The following is a 20,203-nucleotide window of genomic DNA, read 5'->3' as shown; positions in this document are numbered from 1 at the left end:
GAGTCAGGATGGTATCACCTTCCTGACCTTATTCCTCTTCACCAGCAAAAAACAAACATACAAAAACACCACCCATGCCGGGATCAGTTCTACCGGCAGCTTCATCCCCGTTATCCACATCAGGATCAGGATACCCACCAGGAACACCAGGCAGATGTAATTGGACACCGGGTAAATAAAGGAAGGGAATTTTGTTTGGATCTGCGCGTCCCGTTTGCTCTTTTTAAATTTCAGGTGTACCACGGTAATCATCAGCCAGTTGATGATCAGTGAAGACACCACCAGCGACATCAGCACCTCCAGCGCTTTTTCAGGGATCACTTTATTTACCACAATACAGATCGCAGCAAACAACCCCGACACGAGAATCGCTTTTACAGGAACATGATTTTTATTTAGTTGAGATAGAAATGCGGGTGCATTGCCTTGCTTCGACAAACCGTACAACATCCTGCTGTTACTGTATACGCAGCTGTTGTAAACGGAAAGGGCCGCGGTTAAAACGATCAGGTTCAGCACATTTGCAATCAGGCTGGTGAAATAGATGGTTTTGCCCAAAAGAGAAAACTGGAATCCCTTCAGGCTCTCAAATACCATTACAAAAGGACTGCTGTCGGTAGTAATACTTTTCCACGGCGATAAAGAAAACAGGATAACAAGCGCGCCTACATAAAAGATCAGGATACGGTAAATCACCTGGTTGGTGGCCTTTGGGATTGTTTTTTCCGGTTGGTCCGCTTCTGCGGCGGTGATACCAATCAGTTCCAACCCGCCAAATGAAAACATGATCAGCGCAATGGCTGCAAACAATCCCTGGAAACCGCCTTTACCGTCGGCATGCAATAATCCCCGCGGGAAAAATCCGCCGTCGTTCCAGAGATTCTGAATACTGGCCTGGGCGCCGCCGCTTCCGCTTATCAGTAAATAAATGCCAAAAACGATCATGGCGATGATCGCCACTACCTTTATGATGGAAAACCAAAACTCTGCCTCTCCATATACTTTAACAGAACTCAGGTTTAACGCATTAATAGCAATAAAGAAAAAAAGACTGGAAGACCATAACGGGATCTCCGGCCACCAGAAATGCACATATACGCCGATGGCAGTCAGTTCCGACATGCTCACCAGGATATAAAGAATCCAGTAATTCCATCCCGAAGAAAAACCTGCAAATGAGCCCCAGTATTTATAGGCAAAATGACTAAAACTGCCCGATACCGGTTCTTCCACCACCATTTCGCCCAGCTGGCGCATAATAAAGAAAGCAATGATGCCGGCCAATGCATAGCCCAAAATAACAGAGGGTCCTGCCAGTACGGCTGCCGGGCCTATGCCCAGGAATAAGCCGGTGCCTATGGCGCCGCCCAGGGCAATCAGCTGGATATGCCTGTTCTGTAATCCTCTTTTAAGGCTTTTTTCTTCAGTTTTTTCGTTTGTTGCGTTCAATGTTTATGATTGCTGGATAAGGCTGCAATTTGGGGTAATTTCGGCAGAAATGGAGACCGGGATTAAATTTTCCGGTTTGTTAAGGAAGAGCAGGCGGATGTGTGGGTTACTTCTTGGATACTTCTCAGTTACTTCTTGGATACTTAGGAGTCGTATATGTGTCGTATTCCCTATACAGTTCCTATACAGTTCCTATACAGTCCCTATACTCTCCCCATACTGTTCCCATACACTCCCCATACACTCATGATACACTTCCCATACACTCCCTATACACTATGCCCGGTAAAAACATGTTAGTAATATTTAGAATACGGCTTGTAGATATGGAATGTTTAAAAAGATTTTGAGGTTTAATTTTTTATCATAATTTAGTGAATGAATTGAAAGTGTTACCCAGATTTTTATGTGAAAGAGAATAGTTAGCCAATTTTAAATCGTTTTTTTATAAACGTTAGCCCTGATCAACAGATAATGATGTAATCGATGGACTGCAGCATTAGTCTTGATTATCATTTTTATTTATCGACCCTGTACCGTAATAGCCTTGACTATGAAGTATTGTTTTTTATTTTTCTGTGCTTTTCTTGCAAGTCCTTTTACCTATTCCCAGAACATCTTTCCGTCAACCGGACCAGTAGGTATTGGTACTCACCTTATTCTTATCAGAGATCATATTAACATTTACATCAAAGCCCGCAAAGCCAGTGAAGCTAGTAAAGCCTCCTGCACCAACACCGGCACCAACACCTCCGGCGGAAACACCACCGAAGCCATCAACGACTGAGTGATATGTGTTATATTAGATAAAAATTAAATAAATGGCAAAAGGAAATGTTTTACTTCGAAAAGCTTTTGTTGAAATGCAAAAAGAATCCCCCGATTTAGGGGTTGCATTTAATCTTTTGGAACAATCTGCAAATAAGGGAAATGCAGAGGCACTTTACGCTATAGGCACTTGGTACTTATATGGAACATTTGTGAAAAAGAATCCTTCTTTAGCTGTTGAATATTTTATGAGTTCTGTAGAAGGGAATCACAGTAATGCATATTTTGATTTAGGCATTTGTTATGAAAGCGGAACAGGAGTTAAGAAAAACTATAAGAAGGCATTTGATTGTTATTTAAATGCTGCATTACTTGGGAATAATCAGGCAATATATGAGGTTGGGAGATGTTACTACTATGGAATAGGGATACCTAGAAATGAAAGAATTGCTGGCATTTGGCTTAGGCAGGCAAAGGAAAAAGGTGTAATAGACTAATTTGCGTCACATGGCACAATTCTCGATAACCTACCTGCTGAAAACCAAACCCACAGATCATGCTATCTCATCAAAACCCAATAATCCGGCATAAATTCACTGCCGATCCCACCGCAATAGTCCACAATAATACCATATACCTATACACCGGCCACGACGAAGCACCCGTAGGAGCGGAAGCCTACGTAATGAACGAGTGGTTGTGCTTCTCATCCACCAACCTCACGGAATGGACGGAACATCCTGTTCCATTAAAAGCAACAGACTTTTCATGGGCCAGCGGTAATGCTTACGCATCAAAAGTAATCGCACACAACGATAAGTTTTATTGGTATGTGGCCGTAGCACATGCTACCATTAAAGGTTCGGCCATTGGTGTGGCAGAGGCCACCAATCCGGCTGGTCCGTTTAAAGATGCCCGTGGATCGGCATTGATCACCCTTGATATGCTGCCATCAGGCGTTCATGAAAAAGCTAACCTGGATCCAACCGCGATGATCGACGACAACGGGCAGGCATATATTTTCTGGGGGAACGGACAGTGCTTTTATGCGAAGCTGAAACCCAATCTCACTGAACTGGACGGGCCGATAAACACACTGGACCTGCCGGGGTTTGAAGAAGGCACACACCTGCATAAACGCAACGGCTGGTACTATCTTTCCTATGGCTACCAGATGCCGGAAAGGGTGGCTTATGCCATGAGCCGGAGTATGGAAGGTCCGTGGGAGTTTAAGGGAATCTTAAATGAACTGGCCGGAAATTGCGAAACAAACAGGCCGGCAATACTGGATTTCAAAGGCAGATCTTATTTTATTTATCACAACGGCGGACTGAAAAATGGAGGAAGTCACAGGCGCTCGGTGTGTATCGACTATCTGCATTATAATCCCGACGATACCATGAAACGGGTTATCATGACCTCCGAAGGAGTACAGATGGCATATTAAATGCAGTGCCTATTATTATGAAAGTAATAGGCTCGGCCTGGAAAAGAAATAATCAACTCCAGTGAAAGGCTGCTTTCACCAGCGCTTCGTTGCTTTCTGCAATGGCGCCGGATGGGTCCAGCAAGGTGTCTTCAAATCCTATCCTCAGGTCGTAGCCCTTATATTTAGCCACTTTCAGTATTTCCCAGCAGGTACTGTCAAAACCATGCAATACCACGGTTTGATGCGGCTGCTTATCAGTAAGCTTATCTTCAATGGCTTTCACCGTTGCCAGTGCTGCCGTCAGCTCCTGCTCTTCCGGTTCAATTAGCAAGCGGAAACATTCCTTCAGTAACCCGCTGCTACTGAAATTAGTGGCTGCCTGTGCGGAGTTGAGGCCCGCTTCCACACCTATCTTCTTATCGAGTATTGCCTGTATGATGTGTTCAAAACCAGCTTCATGCCCGTTTACAGACACAAAGTTGGGCAGTACTTCCCACTCGCGGATATATGCAAGCCGCTGGCTGATATCGGGTACTATCCAGGCGCCGGTGCTGATGCCTACCGGGATTTCCGGCACAGCTGCCTTTACGGCTTTTACCTGTTCATTCACAAACTGTGGTTCCAGGGTTTCTTTACCGTTGTGGTCACGTACATGAAAATGGATAGCGCCCGCCCCGGCAAGAACAGCGCTTGTGGCGGCTGCCACCAGCTCAGCTGTGGTAACCGGAATATCCGGATGATCGGCTTTGGACCTGGAACCATTTAATGCTGCTTTTATAAACATACTTCGTGGCGTTTTTGAGGTCACTGCATAAATGATACCTGTATTTTGATGATCAGCTTTTTCGCCGGTGCCGGCCGAAAGCAGGAGCGCCAGCGCTGTGGAGGAGGGTGATCAGATTGCAGTATTTTTTCCCTGAAGTGGGTATTTACCTGCTGCGGCAACAGGGCAGGGCTTGTCTTCTTTCATCATTATTTTTAGCATACCGGTTGAGCTTTTTATCATAGCTTTAATCGTTTAAAAAGCTGCTGATGACGGATAATATTCTTACACAATCGTTAAAAGACATTACGGACCAGGAGATAAGTATCAACAAATTTATTGGAACGCAGAATAAAGAAGATTTTTACAAAAAAGCAGCACATCGCAGGGATGACCATTACCTGTTTATCTTTCAAAAAAAAGGCAAAAGTACGATCGTTATTGATTTTAAAGAAGTGGAATTAATTGAAAGTATGGTCTTGTGCGTGTTACCCGGACAAATTCATTATGGCGTTACAGCAGATAATAATACTGAAGCATGGCTGATCACACTTGATACTAATTTTGTGGAGGAAGATTACAGGAGAATTTTTGATGATTACTATTTTCAAAACACACCATTAGCCTTATCCGGCTTAGAAAGTGCTTCCCTGAATGATTGTATTGAATTGATGGCGTCCATAGCGCAAAACCGCCGGCAATTGAATTTTATGCCTCAGGTAATGTATTCATTAATCAGCACCGGTATTGGAATGTTCGCTTCTGCTTATCGCCGACAGGAAAATAGGGATGCATCTTTATCACGCACGCATCTTTTAACACAGCAATTTAAACGGTTACTTTTGCAACAGTTTAAAACACATAAAACTACTTCTGCTTACGCTACCCTGTTAAATATAACCCCTGCATACCTGAACGATGCCGTAAAACAGACAACGGGATTCACAGTAAGTTTCTGGATACAACAAACTATCATTACAGAAGCAAAAAGACTATTGTATGCAACAAATGCATCCGTTAAGGAAATAGCCTGGCAGTTGGGTTTTACTGACCATGCTTACTTTACCCGCTATTTTTCTAATGCCGAAGGCCAGCCGCCATTGCAATTCCGACACAATTGCCGCAAATAATCCAATAGTTCCCCTTATCCATCCATTTTACGGGTGAATAGCTGCTGATAACTTTGCAGGAAAATAACAAATGGGAACCCACATCATTCTTACGGTAGGAGTAGTATGCCTGCTATGGCTTTTATTCAGGGGGATAAAGTTTGTTTATCCTTATATCCGTCGCACGGATCTTAAAAAGTACCTGACGCCGGGAGCCTTTGCTGTTGTCACCGGCGCAACCGACGGAATCGGGAAGGCTATCGCTATGGCACTGGCAAAGAAAGGCTTTAATATCGTTTTACATGGCCGGAACGAAGAGAAATTACAGGCGGTGAAACTGGAAATTGAAACGGATAACCCGCAGTGTAGGGTAGTTCTCCTGTTACATGATGGAAGCAGGAAAAGCCGGGTGAATGTGGAAGAAATTGAGCATTTACCTGTGACGGTACTGGTTAATAACGTAGGGATAGGGCCGATGAATGCACTCGCTGATTTTTCTGCTGACGAAATTGATGAAACAATTACGCTTAACATGGCCTTCCCATCACAGCTTACCCGTAGTTTGCTGCCACAACTGGGAAAACAGGCGCTTATATTAAATATTTCGTCGTATGCGGGCCTGTTCCCACCTCCCTATTTAGCGGTTTATGCAGGCTCAAAGGCATATAACAATGCCTTTTCCATTTCGCTGGCCCGTGAATTAGAAAATGTGGAAGTGATTTCAATAATAACCGGTAGTGTAAACACCGGGACAAATAAAAAGCCTGTCACCTTTATGAGGCCGGCCGCGGCCACCTATGCAAAACATGTGCTGGCCATTGTGGGTTGTGGCAGAAAGAGTATTATGCCCTATTGGCCTCATGCCATACAAACTTTTTTGATATCCCTGCTGCCTGAAAAGCTGATCGATAGGGCAACCAAAAGAGCCATGCAACAGGAGTTAAAACGTCCGGGGGCTTAACCTGGCAGGCGTTTTAGTATAGCCAGAAAGGATTACATTCATCCTTTCTGGCTTACATCTTCCTGAAAAAATAATTATTTCGCTGCTACAACAGGTTTCTCATACCCATCTTTCTTCGCTTTCTCCGCCATTGTATTCATTCTTTTTTCTGTATCAGGGTGAGAAGAGAATAACTGGGAACCTTTCTTTTTATCACCACTGCTTTCCTGTGATGCCTTCCACAATTTTTCAAAAGCCATAGACATGCCCCACGGATTGAGCTTTGCTGCTTTCAGAAATTCATAACCGTAGTTGTCGGCCTGGCTTTCCTGGTTGCGGGAATACGCGGAGTTAGCAACTGCTTCTCCCAATTCGCCGAGCTGTGAATCGCTCAGGGTACCGGCAGTACCGCCCTGTGAAGAAACACCATCTTTCAGTGCAGAGGTCATCAGCGCTGTTTTGAACGCATCTTTGGAATCCTTGTTTTTTACATGTCCGATTTCATGTCCTATTACACCCATCACTTCATCATCTGTCATGGTTTGTAATAACCCGGCGCATACACGCACGCTGCCATCTGCACAGGCAAAAGCGTTGATATCCCTTACCAGGTACACTTTAAAGTTAAGGTTCATGCCCTCATAGCTGGTTACATGGTCAGTGAGCTTTTTCAGCCGCTGTGCCATCGGATCATCAGCCGGTGCAACGGGGTTGTGCTCATCCATCCACTGGATATACTCTTTGGTATACCTGATCACATCATCATCTGTGAGGGTGGCTGCTTTCACTGCTTTGGCGCCGGCGCCCAGTGTTTTTGCGTTTAATTTCAATTGTGCATTTGAGGCTAACGCAAATGACATAGTCAAAGCGCATACGAAACCGAATCGTGCGTAAACAGACATAATAAAGGTTTTTATTGTTGAAAAGGGTTAAATACTTAATGACTGCATTCAAGGTTACGGCGCGAAGATAAATATTGTTATGGTTCCATACAAACAATTTTAACACCGTAAACGGCTCAAATGTTTTTAAAATATATTAATTTAGGGCATGTTGAAGATCCCTCTTTTCCCTGAATACGCAACCGTAGCAGCATTGCTCAAACTCCTGAACGGAACCACCGTTGCCTCATTTAAATCCATGTGGAACGCCATATGGGAATTGACCGGCACACCTCAAAACTCCGTAACCTGGACTGATCCCGATGCCTGGATCGAGGAACGCCTGAGCGGAACCGATAAAGCAACCGCGCTTAATATCTGGTTAGGTAGTAACAAAACCGTAAACCCCCGCTGGATCCGTGGCGATCAGTTTCTCATTAATGGTTATAAACTTATTGAAGAAGTGTCGGGGTTGTATAGCCTCACCGACAGAGGTAAGGTTTTTATCAGCAAAAAAGATAATGCTATTGCCCGGGAAATTGACAAGGAGGAAGGGCTGATTCAATTATTACTACAGGCAGCTGCACTGGATAAAGGGAAAAGGGCCGACTTCCTCGGGGAGTGGAAGAGTTACCTCGATACCAATAGTAATGTGAGAGAAGATAATGTAGTGAAGGAGTACCTGCGCAGAAGGTTGATTAACCTGAAAAGCAGGGCTTACCTGAGCCGGGAAGGTAATAGCTATGCGATCACCGGCGAAGGACTGGCATATCTTAAAGCTGTCAATGAAAATAACCAGGACACTACATTATCACGATTAACGGTACTGAGCAGAGATGTGGAAAAATTTAATAAAGAACAGCGTGACCTGTTTCGTACCTACCTGGAGAAAACCACTCCTGTGCAGTTCGAGCGACTGGTAAGGGATTTGCTCAATGCAATGGGTTATGAAGATATTAAAGTCACCGCTATAACAAACGACAAAGGGGTGGATGTTACCGCCGTAAGTCAGCAGGGCATCACCACGGTGAAGGAAGTTATCCAGGTAAAAAGATTTACTAAAGCCAACGTGCAAAGGCCGGTGCTGGATAGCCTGAGAGGAAGTCTCCACCGGTTTGATGCTTTCCAGGGAACAATTATTACGCTGTCAGATTTTGCCAAAGGAGCCAGGGATGCGGCTTATGAGAAAGGAGCTGCACCCATAACGCTCATCAACGGGGAGAAACTAATTGATATGCTGATTGCTAATAATCTTATTATAAAGAAGAAACATCTGGAATATTATAGTATTGATGAAAGTTATTTTGATCATGATAGTGAGATGGAGATAGAATAAACGCATTATAAAAAAGGCACCAGCGCAAGCCGGTGCCTTTTTATAACAAGCCCAGGTAATCTACTTCAGATACACTTCTTTCAAATAATCCTTTAACGAAACAGGCGCCCGACCCAAAAGCTGTTCAAGTATGTCCCTGAAAGAGTAGGACTTGCTTCCTGTAATAAGATAGGTTTGGCCTTCATGACCCGCTGATGTGAGCACATTGGCAATCGCTTCTCCCATTTCGGCCCGTTTCGCAAAAGCAGACTTTCCTTCTCCCGCAGGAAAAAAAATACCGTTGTCAAGTACCTGTTCCCCAATAAAAAATGGAATAGTTTCCGCATACAGGCAGTTCTGGAATATAGTGTAAGTTAAGCCGCTGCCGGTGATGATATCATCCGTTAACCGGTAAGAATCCTGCATCTGACCAGGGTTAACGGGGTTCACCTGTTGGTTCAATGCCCCACTTGTATAGAAGATGTGCGGCACGTCAGCGATTTTCGCTGCTTCTACAACATTACTATGCTCTCTTAATCCATCATGGCTATTGGTAGATATCAACAGTAATTTATCCACACCCCGGAAAGCGCTGATCAATGAATCTATATTGGTGTAATCACCAATTTGCACATTTATTCCTTTTTCTTTCCATTTTGCCGCTTTGCTTTCATCCCTGGCCAGTGCAATTATTTCATCCGGATTAACGGATTTCAACAAATGTTCCATCACCGCTGTGCCTAAATGGCCGGTGGCTCCTGTAATTAATATCATGAGTTACTGTTTTTAGTTTATTCCGCCACCTAACGCCCTATAGAGATCCGTTACTGCATTTAATTTTTCCCGCCTGATAGCAATCGTTTCCAGCTCATTTTGAAGGGAGTTGTTCTGGGCCGTAATTACTTCAAGATAGGTGGCCTTGCCGCTTTGGTACAATAGTATGGCATCCCTTGTTCCTTTGCGGAGTGAAGCAGATTGCTGATTGACCAGTTCCAGCCGCTCGTCCGCATATTTCGATTTCGCCATTGCATCGGATACTTCGGCAACAGCCGTTAATACCCGCTGTTTAAATTGTGCCACCATCTTTTCCTGCTCAATAGCAGCTACTTCATACGAGGTTCTTAATGCGCGTTTCTGAAAAACAGGCTGCGCAATGTTGGCGCTGATGTTCTTCACCAACGAACCCGGCAAGTTGAACCACGTGTTAAACTTGAATGAATTAGCGCCTATGGAAGGAGTTAAGCTAAATGTGGGATACATGGCTGCTTTGGCTAAGCCCGTTTTTGAGTTGGCTGACATCACCGCATATTCAGCGGCCTTTACATCTGGCCGGCGACTCAGCAGCTGTGCGGGAACACCCGAAGAAAATGCCTCGTCGCTAACCAGGTTCGCAAAATTTCCGGTGCGCTCAATACTGCCGGGATAACTGCCGCATAAAATACTCAGCGCATTTTCCTGAACGGCAATTTGCTGTAAGGCAAGCGGCACCAACAGTTCGGCGGTTTTTTTCTGCGCCTCCGCCTGTTCTATCGCTAAAGAACTGATCAGTCCTGAATTGAATTGCAGCTGCATCATAGACAAGGTACTGTCGCTGAGCTGAATGTTATTCTTCGCAATCCTTAACTGTTCATCAAGGGTGAGGAGGTTATAGTAGGCCTGCGCAACCTGCACGATGATGCCGGTTTTTAAAGCCGACAGATTTTCTTTCTGTGCAAAAAAATCAGCCCTGGCAGCGCTTTTTTGCATTTTTGCTTTTCCCCAGATGTCCGCTTCCCACGAGAGCCGGAGTGTTGCGCTGAAATCATCCATATAGTTGGTCCCTAAAATCTGGTCGGTAAGGGAACCATTTAATGAATTTTTTGAGAGATAATTTCTGGTTGCACCAACATTAAGATCGGCTACAGGCAGTAATCCCAGCTTAGCCTGTTTATAGGCCAGGTTTAACTGCTCCATATTCATCATGGCAATAGCCACCTCGTTATTTTTGTCCAGCGCTTTTTCTATCAGGCCGGTCAGTTGCGGATCTTTGAAGAAAGTACGCCACGGCAGTATGATGGTATCGCCTGTTACTGCTACTTCCTGGCGGAAGGTAGCAGGCATGTTGAGCGATGCCCGGGTATATTTTTTACTGACCGTACATGAAAAGATCGGCGACGCAACTACCAGGCTAATCGCTATGGTTTTGATATTAAATTTCATTACGCATGATTTATAGCATGAACATTCCCGGTTTTTGGAGAGATACGTTCCTGTAAGTATTGGAAAAGCATAAACAACAACGGGATCACAAATATTCCGAATACTACGCCCGATAGCATCCCGAAAGCCGCCCCGGTGCTGATCGATTTATTGCCCGCAGCGGTGCCGCCCTGCGCAATCATCAAAGGAATCATCCCTGCAATAAAGGCCAGGGAAGTCATGATGATAGGCCGCAGCCTCGCTTTGGCACCATCGAGCGCAGCGTCGATGATACTCCACCCGGATTTACGCCGCTGCACCGCAAACTCCACAATCAGGATTGCATTCTTTGCGAGTAAGCCCACCAGCATGATCAGCCCCACCTGCACATAAATGTTATTGTCCAGCCCCGCGAGCTTAATGCCTAAAAAGGCGCCGAGTAAACCGGTGGGAATAGATAGAATCACCGACAACGGCAACAGGTAGCTTTCATACTGCGCTGCCAGCAGGAAGTAAACAAAAAGCAGCACCAGGCTGAAGATGATAAAGGTTTGGTTACCGGCAGCCTTTTCTTCCAGGCTTAACCCGGTCCATTCATAACCATAATCAGCGGGTAGTTTACTTAATACCTTTTCAATGTTTTCCATGATCTGCCCGTTGCTGTAACCAGGAAGACCAACAGCAGTAATGCTCACGGAATTGTAAAGATTATAACGGTCTACCGTTTCAGGGCCATACACTTTCTTTAAGGTGATGAGCGATTTGGCTGGTACCATCTGCCCGTCGTCGGTTCTCACAAATATTTCACTAAAGGCATCTTCGTCCATTCTGAACACGCCATCAGCCTTTACATTTACCCGGTAGAATTTGCCAAACCGCGTGAAGTTGGCCGACTGGTCGCCGGCGAAATAAGTCTGCACGGTATTCAGCAGATTTCTCACGCTCACACCCATTTGCTTTGCTTTGTCTTCATCCACTTCCAGTTCCAGTTGCGGATAATCCGCGCGGAACAACGTGTATGCGTATTGAACGCCGGGCTGTTGCATGATTTCACCAATCAGTTTGTCGGCGGTTGCTTTTAAAGCGCCGAGGTCACGACCGGCTTTGTCCTGCAATACGATCTCCGCACCACTGCTCACACCAAATCCTTCTACCGGTGGCATTCTTAAAGCCATCACCGATCCCTCTTTGATAGCGGCCAGTTTACCACTGATAATACCCATTACCTGGTCAATATCTTTAACAGCACCCCTTTCTTTTTTAGTTTTCAGTTTAATGAATCCCATCGCGTAAGCCGGACTGGCACTGTTACTCAGGATATTAAAACCGGTGATGGTTGTATTATTTTCAATCGCAGGGATATCACTCAGCAGGGTATCAATTTCCCGCACCACCTTTGTAGTGCGGTCAAGCGCAGTACCTGCCGGCATGGAAACACTGTAAACAATAAAATTATCGTCTTCCATCGGCACAAAACTTTTGGGCGTGGAAATCATCAGCCAGATAGCTATCCCGCTGATCAGCACCACGAAACCAACTGCCAGCCCCTTTCTCCGGGCAAGAAACCTAACGCCATTTACATATTTGCCGGTCAGGTTGGTAAAGCCGGAATTAAACCCGGTAAAGAAACGCTGACGGAAAGTTGTTTTGGCTTTCGTATCCCCGGCATGATTATTTTTGAGGAACAAAGCGCATAGTGCAGGCGTGAGCGTTAATGCGTTCAACGCAGATATAATAATCGCAATCGCCAATGTGTAGGCAAACTGCTTATAGAAAATACCGGAGGAACCTGTCATAAACCCAATAGGGATAAACACTGCCGACATTACCAGTGTAATGGCAATAACAGCCCCGGTGATCTCGCTCATAGCGCTGTGGGTGGCTTCCCTCCCGGAAAGATGAGTGCCTTCCATTTTACTGTGTACGGCCTCCACCACCACAATAGCATCATCTACCACAATACCGATGGCCAGTACCAATGCAAACAGCGTCAGGATATTAATGGTGAATCCAAATACCAGCAAAAAGAAAAAGGTACCTACAATGGCAACCGGTACGGCAATAGCCGGGATAATGGTGGAACGGAAATCCTGCAGGAACAGGAACACCACAATAAACACCAGTACAAATGCCTCTATTAAAGTTGATTTTACCTGGTTGGTGGCTTCATCCAACCGTTCTTTGGTACTCATCAGGCTGATGTATTTTATGCCCGGCGGAAATGCTTTCGACAGTTTTTTAAGTTCATTCCGCACACCGGTTTCAATTTCATTGGCATTGGAGCCGGTAGTTTGGATGATGGCAAGCGTAACCGCATTTTTACCGTTCGATTTATTATCGCCGCTATAAGTGATGGCCCCAAATTCTACCCTGGCTACATCTTTTAAACGTAACAGGTTACCACCATTTCTTTTTACCACTATATTTTCATATTGTTCAGGAAGATCTTTTTTGCCCTGGTAGCGCATTACATACTCCAGTGCTGCATTGGATTCCTCTCCCAGTTTGCCGGGGGCGGATTCCAGGCTCTGATCTGCTATGGCCAACCTGATGTCGTCGGGCACCAGCCCGGCATTGGCCATTTTTCTCGGGTCCAGCCAAATGCGCATGGAATAATCCTTAGAGCCAAATACCTGCGCCTGTCCCACACCGGGGATCCGTTTGATCTGTGGTATCAGGCTGATGTTCGCATAGTTCTGGAGAAACAGTTCGTCATACCGCGTATTATCATCGGTATAAAGATTAAAGATCATGATCATGCTGTTCTGCTGCTTGGAAGTAGTAAGCCCCATTTGTACTACTTCCTGCGGCAGTCGTGGCGTGGCCTGTTGCACCCTGTTCTGCACGTTCACCGCTGCCTGGTCGGCATTCACGCCCTGTTTAAATACCACGCTGATGGAAAAGGAGCCATCGTTACTTGCAGTGGATTTGATATACTGCATGTCTTCCACGCCGTTGATCAGTTCTTCCAGTGGTGTAACCACGGAACGGATCACAGCCTGGCTATTACCGCCGGGGTAGGAGCCGCTTACCATTACGGTAGGTGGCGAAATATCGGGAAACCTTGTTACGGAAAGCCGCGTAATCCCGATGATACCCAGTATGAGCAGTACCACGGAAATCACGGTGGCCAATACGGGCCTGTCTATTATCTTTTTTAACATCCTGATTAGTTTTGAGAAGAATGAGCAGAGGTTTGTTTGGCAACGGCTGGCGCAACAATTTTAGGCACCACCGGCATGCCGTCGCCCAGTGTTTCTATATTGTTTACGGCAATCCTGCTACCGGGCCTGATGCCATTGCGCACCAGGTAATTTTCACCCACTCTTCCGGATATTTCAATGGGCTGCATCGTAACCTTGTTGCTGTCTGCCAGCACGAAAACAAAAAATTTGTCCTGGATATCCTTTACGCTGGCCATTGGAACCTTCAGCACGGCGGAGAGGGTTTTATTCACTACAATCCTTGCTGAACCACCGGAACGGAGCAGTTTATCCGGGTTTGGGAAAACGGCTTTAAGGGAAATGCTCCCGGTAGACCGGTCGATGTTCCCGCTGGCGGTTTCCAGTGTGCCTTTGTGGTTGTAAACACTGCCGTCTGCCATGATCAGTTCCACGGTGTTGCGGGCAGCGGTTTGCTGCTCTTTCACATAGGACAAGTATTCCGCTTCACTCATAGAGAAATAAACAAACACCTGGTCGATTTCAGAAAGGGATGTCAGCGGCACGGCATCCGCAGGTGTAACCAGGTTGCCGGTACGGTTGGGGATTCTTCCAATGTAACCGCTCACGGGTGCCTTTATGATGGCAAATGCTGCATTGATCCGGGAAGAACCTAACGTAGCCGCGGCTTGTGCCACCTGCGCAGTGGCTGCATCGTAGGCCGACTGCGCAGTTTTTAGCTGCATTTCGGATACTACTTTGCCGGCTACCAGTGGTTTTAGTTTTTCTATTTCCAGGCTGGCATTCGCCTGGGCGGCCAGCGCCGATTTCAGCGCAGCCTGGCTGCTGTTCACCTGTTCATTAAATACATCGCCTTTGATTCTGAACAGCGACTGCCCCTTGTTTACAAAATCCCCTTCTTTTACATAGATGGCTTCCAGGTAACCAGACACCTGGGCTTTGATATCCACATTCACACTTCCTTCTATGAGCCCCGGGTATTTCTTCTCCACAGTAGCATCGGTTGCAGAAGTCTGGATAAAGGCAACTTCAGGCACACCCTGCTGCCAGGCACCTGATTGTTGCCCGCCGGAGCCACAGGAAGCAAGTAGGCCGAGCGCTATTATACCGGTTAGTGCCCTGAATTTCACCGCATTGAAAGGCTTTATAATTTGATGTGTCATCTTCATAAAAAATTAATTTCCGGAGCAAAGGAAGCTGTTAATAAGGGGGGATGATGGTTGAAATCAACTGAACCGTGAATTTTGACAGCTGAACCGATGACGGTATTACCTGATCCGGGGGAGATACAGGTGGGTTGGGCGCCTGTTTTAACGGTTCAGGCGCAGGGTTTTACAAATCAGTATCATCCTTATCGATGAAAGAGCTGATCTTCACTTATCTTTGCCCTCATTATTCTAACAAGTGATAAATTGATCTTTTGAGATGATAAATCTATATCGTAAAACAGCATTGATCGAAGCAGTATCTTATCTGATATTATTATTTGTGGCGATGCCCATGAAATACATCTTCTCTGTTCCCGAACCGGTAAAGTATTTTGGGTGGCTGCATGGTGTATTATTTATCGCATTTATTGCGCTCCTGCTTTCCTGCTGGATTAAATACAGGTGGAGCATAGTTAGGGTGGCCGGCTTTTTCGTGGGATCGCTGCTGCCGTTTGTACCCTTTATATTTGAAAAGAAACTGAAGGAAGAATACGGAAACTGATACGCCTGATCAGGAATCTAACCAGGCTTTTATTAAATGCGCTTTATCCCGGCTCACAATCACTTCCACATCAGGATGTTTCTTAATCATGATTTTTAATTTCCCGTGGAAGTAGTTATGCACATGCTGGATGGAATCGATATGAAGAATGAATTGCCGGTTGGCCCGGAAGAATAATTTAGGGTCCAGCTGCAGCTCCAGTTCTTCCATACTCTGTGGAAGAATTTCTTCCATTCCATTTTTCAGCCTGGCCCTGGTGATCTTTAGTGCGGAATAGAAATATACCACCTCCTCTACCAGCACTGTCTTATAGCCGTCGCGGTACGGTAACAAAAAGCGGCTTCTGTAATCTTTGGGGCGAAGGAAATTGGCAATTCCGGCTATTGATTTATTGAGATCTACCTGTGTGTAGCGCTCCAGTTTTGAAAAAGCCGCTTCCAGCTCTTCTTCTTCCACAGGTTTTAACAGGTAATCAACACTGTCAAATTTAAAAGCACGCACGGCATATTCATCATAGGCTGTGGTGAAGATGATGGCGCAATTTATTTTTACGGCATCAAAAATGTCAAAACTTAAACCGTCAGAGAGTCTTACGTCCATCATCACCAGATCCGGTGCATCGTTTTCTTCAAACCACTTGATGCTGTCGGTAATACTTTCCAGCACCGCCAAAACAGAGGCCTTCGGCCGGATGTTGCCTATCAGCCGCTTTAGCCTGTCGGCATTGGGCTTCTCATCTTCTATAATTAATACTTTTTCGATCATAATTTTATCAAGGGAATAATTACTTTAAATGAATCTGCATCATGCACAATTTCCGGCATCCTGTCGGAAAGCAGCTGGTACCTGCTGATGATATTATGTATACCGATACCGGAAGAACTTACCTGTTTCTCAATGGGGATCAGGGTATTCTCCACCACTAAATTTTCATTATTAAGATATACTTTGATGATGAGCGGATTATTTTTTACGGTCTTATTATGTTTAAGGGCGTTTTCAACCAGCAACTGCAGGGTGAGGGGCGGTACATGTAAATTATTGTTGTTGGTATCCACATTAATTTCAAAGTGTACACCGCTGCCTACCCGGTGCTCAATCAGGAAAATATAGGCAGTTAAAAATTTTAGTTCATCTGAAAGAAGAATAACGTCTTTCCTGGAATTTACCAATAAATAGCGATACACTTTGGAGAAATTCTCCGCGTACTGATAACCCAGTTGCTGGTTTTCGAGAATGAGTTCAGACAGTACACTCAGGTTGTTAAAAACAAAATGAGGATCAATTTGAAGCTTCAACGCCTGGAGTTCGGCCTCTGTGGCCGCCTGTTTATGTGTGGCAGCACTGAATTTATATTCTGCCGCCTCCATCGCCGCATTTTTCCAGTTTAAAATTAAGAAATCGCCCGTATGGATGGCAATGATCACAAATGAAATAATAACGCTGGTGACAACCCATTGAATAAGCCCCCTGATTTCTTCAATAGGCCAGTCAACATATCTTGTAACAGACTCGCCGTTTACCAGGCTATAGCAGAGTAAATTCGCCATGATGATCAACAGTACACTCACCATATTAAGACTGGTTTCTATTGCCAGCCGCTTTCCGGGATGTTCGGGCCACGGCAGGAGTTTATTGAGTTTGGCATGAATAGCAATACCTGACTCAGAAATCAGCAGGCAGGAAATGAGAGAAACCAGCCACTCTGCCAACAGCGTGAAAATATTTCTGTCGAAGTAACTCTTCCAGAAAGATGCATAAGGATCTATCACATAGGAAACGAGGTACATTAATATGAAAGCAAAAAAAACGAATAAAATCCGCTTCCCTTTGTTACTTAAAAATGTTTCCCTCTTAGTCATATGTTCTTTAAATTTTGTAGAAAGATGTGGTCCTTTATCAAAAGTTAAACGCGGTAAAGGTACATCGAATAAATTCCTGACGGCTCATCTCCGGCCGGCAGGAGTCCCTGTTCAATCCGGCAAATGTTGCATTTTACCCGCTGAAAGTGTCCACTTTATTGCCCAATCGCCGGAAATGGCTCCTGAATGTCAGCATTGGCGTATCTGAAGCAGCAGTCATCAAAAAAAACAAGCGGCAAATGGCGGTAACTATCTTGCAGGGTGTCTACTCTAAAAGCCGTCATCACGCAATGCAGATACCACGTATAAGAAACGCCCGCCGGTTTTTCACCGGCTTACTTTGCAGCTTCTCCCTCGCCACAGCTGCGCAACAAAAAGAACTGGTCGCCTATGCCAATACATTACAGGGCACCAATTCCGAATTTTCACTTAGCAATGGCAATACGCATCCTTCTACAGCACTGCCTTTTGGCATGCATGCCTGGTCTGCACAAACAGGCAAAAACGGCGACGGCTGGAAATATCAATATAAAGCCACTACCATCCGCGGCTTCCAGCAAACGCACCAGTGCAGCCCCTGGGTGGGCGACTATGCCGTATTCAGCCTGATGCCGGTAACGGGAAAGCTCACCGTTGGAGAAGAGGAGCGCGCTACGGCTTTCAGTCATGCGGATGAAATAGCCCGCCCGGACTACTACAAGGTAACTTTCGCCAATAAAATCACTACCGAATTATCGCCTACAGAAAGAGGTGCACACCTGCGTTTTTCTTTCCCGGCAAAGCAACCAGCCTACATCGTGCTGGACGGCTATGATGCCCTGAGTGGCGTACAAATATTTCCGTCAGAAAGAAAAATTACCGGCTACGTCACCAATGGCCGCTTTATTCCCAAAGGCTTCAGGAACTATTTCGTGATCGTGTTCGACCAGCCCTTTGAAGCCAGCGGCGCCTGGGAAAATACAAACAACCGGATCTTTGCAGATACGCTATCCGCCGAAGGAAAAGGGGTAGGCGCATTTGTCCGTTTTAAAAACGGCGCTGTGGTACAGGCCAGGGTTGCTTCTTCCTATATCAGTACCCAACAGGCGGAACTTACCTGGCAACAGGAACTCAAACCCTTCGCCAGGCTGGAACAAACAAGGGCGGCTGCCGCCAGAATCTGGAACACCCTCTTTGGCAGGGTGCTGGTGGAAGGTGGAACAGAAAAAGATAAAGCCACTTTTTATTCCTGTCTTTTTCGCGCCAATCTTTTCTCACATACATTCTTTGAATACAACAGCAAAGGAGAACCTTATTACTTCAGTCCATACGACGGAAAGATACATAACGGGTACATGTACACCGACAACGGCTTCTGGGACACTTTTCGCGCACAGTTCCCGCTAAACACCATCCTGCACCCCACTATGGAAGGGCGCTATATGCAGGCGCTGCTGGATGCGCAGCAACAATGCGGCTGGCTCCCTGCCTGGTCCTTCCCCGGCGAAACAGGCGGTATGCTCGGCAATCACGCCATTTCCCTGCTGGCCGATGCCTGGGTGAAAGGTATCCGCACCTTCAACCCCAAACAGGCGCTGGACGCCTATTTCCACGAAGCCATGAACAAAGGCCCCTGGGGCGGCGCCAATGGCCGTGCAGGCTGGAAGGAATATTATCAGCTGGGCTACGTAAGTTTCCCGGAATCGCACGGCAGCACCTCGCAAACATTGGAATACGCATACGATGATTTTTGTGGCTATCAACTGGCAAAGCTCACCGGCAACGATTTCTATCAGTACGTTTTTGGTCGCACCATGTATAATTATAAAAACCAGTACGACAGTCTCACCGGGTTTATGCGTGGCCGTAAGCTGGATGGCGCCTGGCTGGAAAACTTTGATCCGTATGAATGGGGCGGCCCCTACACAGAAGGAAATGCCTGGCACTGGCAATGGTCGGTATTCCACGATGTACAGGGACTGATTAACCTGATGGGTGGAAATACGCCCTTCATCACAAAACTGGATTCGGTTTTCAGCGCCCCCAATAAAGTAAATGTCGGCGCTTACAAACAAACGATCCACGAAATGACGGAAATGGTAAACGCCAACATGGGACAATATGCACACGGCAACCAGCCCGTGCAACACATGATCTATCTTTATAATTATGCCGGTCAACCCTGGAAAACACAGGCGCACGTACGGAATGTAATGACCAGACTTTACAATGCGGGTGAAAATGGATATCCCGGTGATGAGGACCAGGGGCAGATGTCGTCCTGGTACGTGATGAGCGCTATGGGTTTTTACAGTGTGTGCCCCGGCACGGATCAATACGTGATCGGCAGCCCGCTGTTTCCGAAAATGACGGTAACACTGGAAAACGGGAAGCGGTTTGTTGTGGAAGCCCGCAACAACAGCCCGGAAAATGTATATATCCAGTCGGCGGTGCTCAACGGCAAACCCTGGCCGCATAACTGGCTCCGGCATGCTGATATCGTTAATGGCGGCGTGTTGCTGCTGGAAATGGGCAACAAACCTGCTACCGGCCGGGGCATCACAAACGAGGATAAACCTTTTTCGTTAAGCAGCCGGTAATAACACGGCTGCAGGTAATTTCGTACCGACATTAAGAA

General features: G+C 45.9%; 17 protein-coding genes. 8 read left to right on the top strand and 9 right to left on the bottom strand.

Annotated features, from left to right (window positions below; all coding sequences use genetic code 11):
• Positions 1-3: 3 nt before the first annotated feature.
• The gene (locus tag V7S65_RS11860; RefSeq protein WP_336386992.1) at positions 4-1,449 is read right to left on the bottom strand and encodes an amino acid permease; all 1,446 of its coding nucleotides are present in this window, start codon (positions 1,447-1,449) and stop codon (positions 4-6) included.
• 553 nt (positions 1,450-2,002) lie between these two features.
• Between V7S65_RS11860 and V7S65_RS11855 the strand changes: the two genes are divergently transcribed.
• From V7S65_RS11855 to V7S65_RS11845, 3 genes are read left to right on the top strand one after another with little or no spacing between them, the layout of a single operon-like run.
• Positions 2,003-2,236: a hypothetical protein gene (locus V7S65_RS11855; RefSeq protein WP_336386993.1), complete on the top strand. Its 234-nt coding sequence runs from the start codon at positions 2,003-2,005 to the stop codon at positions 2,234-2,236.
• 34 nt (positions 2,237-2,270) lie between these two features.
• Positions 2,271-2,714 (top strand): tetratricopeptide repeat protein, encoded by a 444-nt coding sequence (locus V7S65_RS11850; protein ID WP_336386994.1) that lies wholly within the window; start codon positions 2,271-2,273, stop codon positions 2,712-2,714.
• A gap of 59 nt (positions 2,715-2,773) precedes the next feature.
• Positions 2,774-3,664 carry a glycoside hydrolase family 43 protein gene (locus V7S65_RS11845; protein ID WP_336386995.1) on the top strand — a complete coding sequence of 297 codons (891 nt, stop codon included), beginning with the start codon at positions 2,774-2,776 and terminating at the stop codon, positions 3,662-3,664.
• 52 nt (positions 3,665-3,716) lie between these two features.
• Here V7S65_RS11845 and V7S65_RS11840 read toward each other — a convergent pair whose 3' ends face one another.
• Complete coding sequence (locus tag V7S65_RS11840) at positions 3,717-4,430, bottom strand: 3-keto-5-aminohexanoate cleavage protein (RefSeq protein WP_336386996.1); 714 nt, start codon at positions 4,428-4,430, stop codon at positions 3,717-3,719.
• Between the two features lie 248 nt (positions 4,431-4,678).
• On the opposite strand from V7S65_RS11840, the gene V7S65_RS11835 reads away from it, so the two are divergent.
• Both V7S65_RS11835 and V7S65_RS11830 read left to right on the top strand, forming a co-directional pair.
• Positions 4,679-5,539 (top strand): helix-turn-helix domain-containing protein, encoded by an 861-nt coding sequence (locus V7S65_RS11835; RefSeq protein WP_336386997.1) that lies wholly within the window; start codon positions 4,679-4,681, stop codon positions 5,537-5,539.
• A 70-nt stretch (positions 5,540-5,609) separates the two neighbouring features.
• A complete protein-coding gene (locus tag V7S65_RS11830) occupies positions 5,610-6,479 on the top strand; it encodes an SDR family oxidoreductase (RefSeq protein ID WP_336386998.1) in 870 nt (289 codons plus the stop codon).
• A 74-nt stretch (positions 6,480-6,553) separates the two neighbouring features.
• On the opposite strand, the gene V7S65_RS11825 is transcribed toward V7S65_RS11830, so the two are convergent.
• Positions 6,554-7,318: a M48 family metallopeptidase gene (locus tag V7S65_RS11825; protein ID WP_079473498.1), complete on the bottom strand. Its 765-nt coding sequence runs from the start codon at positions 7,316-7,318 to the stop codon at positions 6,554-6,556.
• A gap of 190 nt (positions 7,319-7,508) precedes the next feature.
• Here V7S65_RS11825 and V7S65_RS11820 point away from each other — a divergent pair, with 190 nt between their 5' ends.
• Positions 7,509-8,675, top strand: coding sequence for a restriction endonuclease (locus tag V7S65_RS11820; protein ID WP_336386999.1), 1,167 nt, complete (start codon positions 7,509-7,511; stop codon positions 8,673-8,675).
• 60 nt (positions 8,676-8,735) lie between these two features.
• Here V7S65_RS11820 and V7S65_RS11815 read toward each other — a convergent pair whose 3' ends face one another.
• Genes V7S65_RS11815 through V7S65_RS11800 form a run of 4 tightly spaced genes read right to left on the bottom strand, consistent with a single transcriptional unit; the run spans position 8,736 to position 15,177 of the window.
• A complete protein-coding gene (locus tag V7S65_RS11815) occupies positions 8,736-9,428 on the bottom strand; it encodes an NAD(P)H-binding protein (protein WP_336387000.1) in 693 nt (230 codons plus the stop codon).
• A 12-nt stretch (positions 9,429-9,440) separates the two neighbouring features.
• Positions 9,441-10,853, bottom strand: a complete 1,413-nt coding sequence (locus V7S65_RS11810) for a TolC family protein (RefSeq protein WP_336387001.1) — start codon at positions 10,851-10,853, stop codon at positions 9,441-9,443.
• Positions 10,853-13,996 carry an efflux RND transporter permease subunit gene (locus tag V7S65_RS11805; protein ID WP_336387002.1) on the bottom strand — a complete coding sequence of 1,048 codons (3,144 nt, stop codon included), beginning with the start codon at positions 13,994-13,996 and terminating at the stop codon, positions 10,853-10,855. The genes V7S65_RS11810 and V7S65_RS11805 overlap by 1 nt, the downstream gene beginning before the upstream one ends.
• A 5-nt stretch (positions 13,997-14,001) precedes the next feature.
• On the bottom strand, positions 14,002-15,177 hold the full coding sequence (locus V7S65_RS11800; protein WP_339545752.1) for an efflux RND transporter periplasmic adaptor subunit: 1,176 nt from the start codon (positions 15,175-15,177) through the stop codon (positions 14,002-14,004).
• A gap of 262 nt (positions 15,178-15,439) precedes the next feature.
• Here V7S65_RS11800 and V7S65_RS11795 point away from each other — a divergent pair, with 262 nt between their 5' ends.
• Positions 15,440-15,724 carry a DUF3817 domain-containing protein gene (locus V7S65_RS11795; RefSeq protein ID WP_079473143.1) on the top strand — a complete coding sequence of 95 codons (285 nt, stop codon included), beginning with the start codon at positions 15,440-15,442 and terminating at the stop codon, positions 15,722-15,724.
• A gap of 9 nt (positions 15,725-15,733) precedes the next feature.
• On the opposite strand, the gene V7S65_RS11790 is transcribed toward V7S65_RS11795, so the two are convergent.
• A complete protein-coding gene (locus V7S65_RS11790; protein ID WP_079473144.1) occupies positions 15,734-16,489 on the bottom strand; it encodes a LytR/AlgR family response regulator transcription factor in 756 nt (251 codons plus the stop codon).
• Positions 16,486-17,586, bottom strand: a complete 1,101-nt coding sequence (locus tag V7S65_RS11785; protein ID WP_111580667.1) for a sensor histidine kinase — start codon at positions 17,584-17,586, stop codon at positions 16,486-16,488. The genes V7S65_RS11790 and V7S65_RS11785 overlap by 4 nt, the downstream gene beginning before the upstream one ends.
• Positions 17,587-17,825: 239 nt before the next feature.
• On the opposite strand from V7S65_RS11785, the gene V7S65_RS11780 reads away from it, so the two are divergent.
• A complete protein-coding gene (locus tag V7S65_RS11780) occupies positions 17,826-20,165 on the top strand; it encodes a GH92 family glycosyl hydrolase (protein ID WP_336387004.1) in 2,340 nt (779 codons plus the stop codon).
• Positions 20,166-20,203 lie beyond the last annotated feature (38 nt).

The organism is Chitinophaga sp. CCNWYY40 (genome assembly GCF_037483205.1).
Classification (GTDB): domain Bacteria; phylum Bacteroidota; class Bacteroidia; order Chitinophagales; family Chitinophagaceae; genus Chitinophaga; species Chitinophaga ginsengisegetis.
The sequence above is the reverse complement of the archived record's forward strand: the minus strand, read 5'-3'. Positions and strand labels throughout refer to the sequence as shown.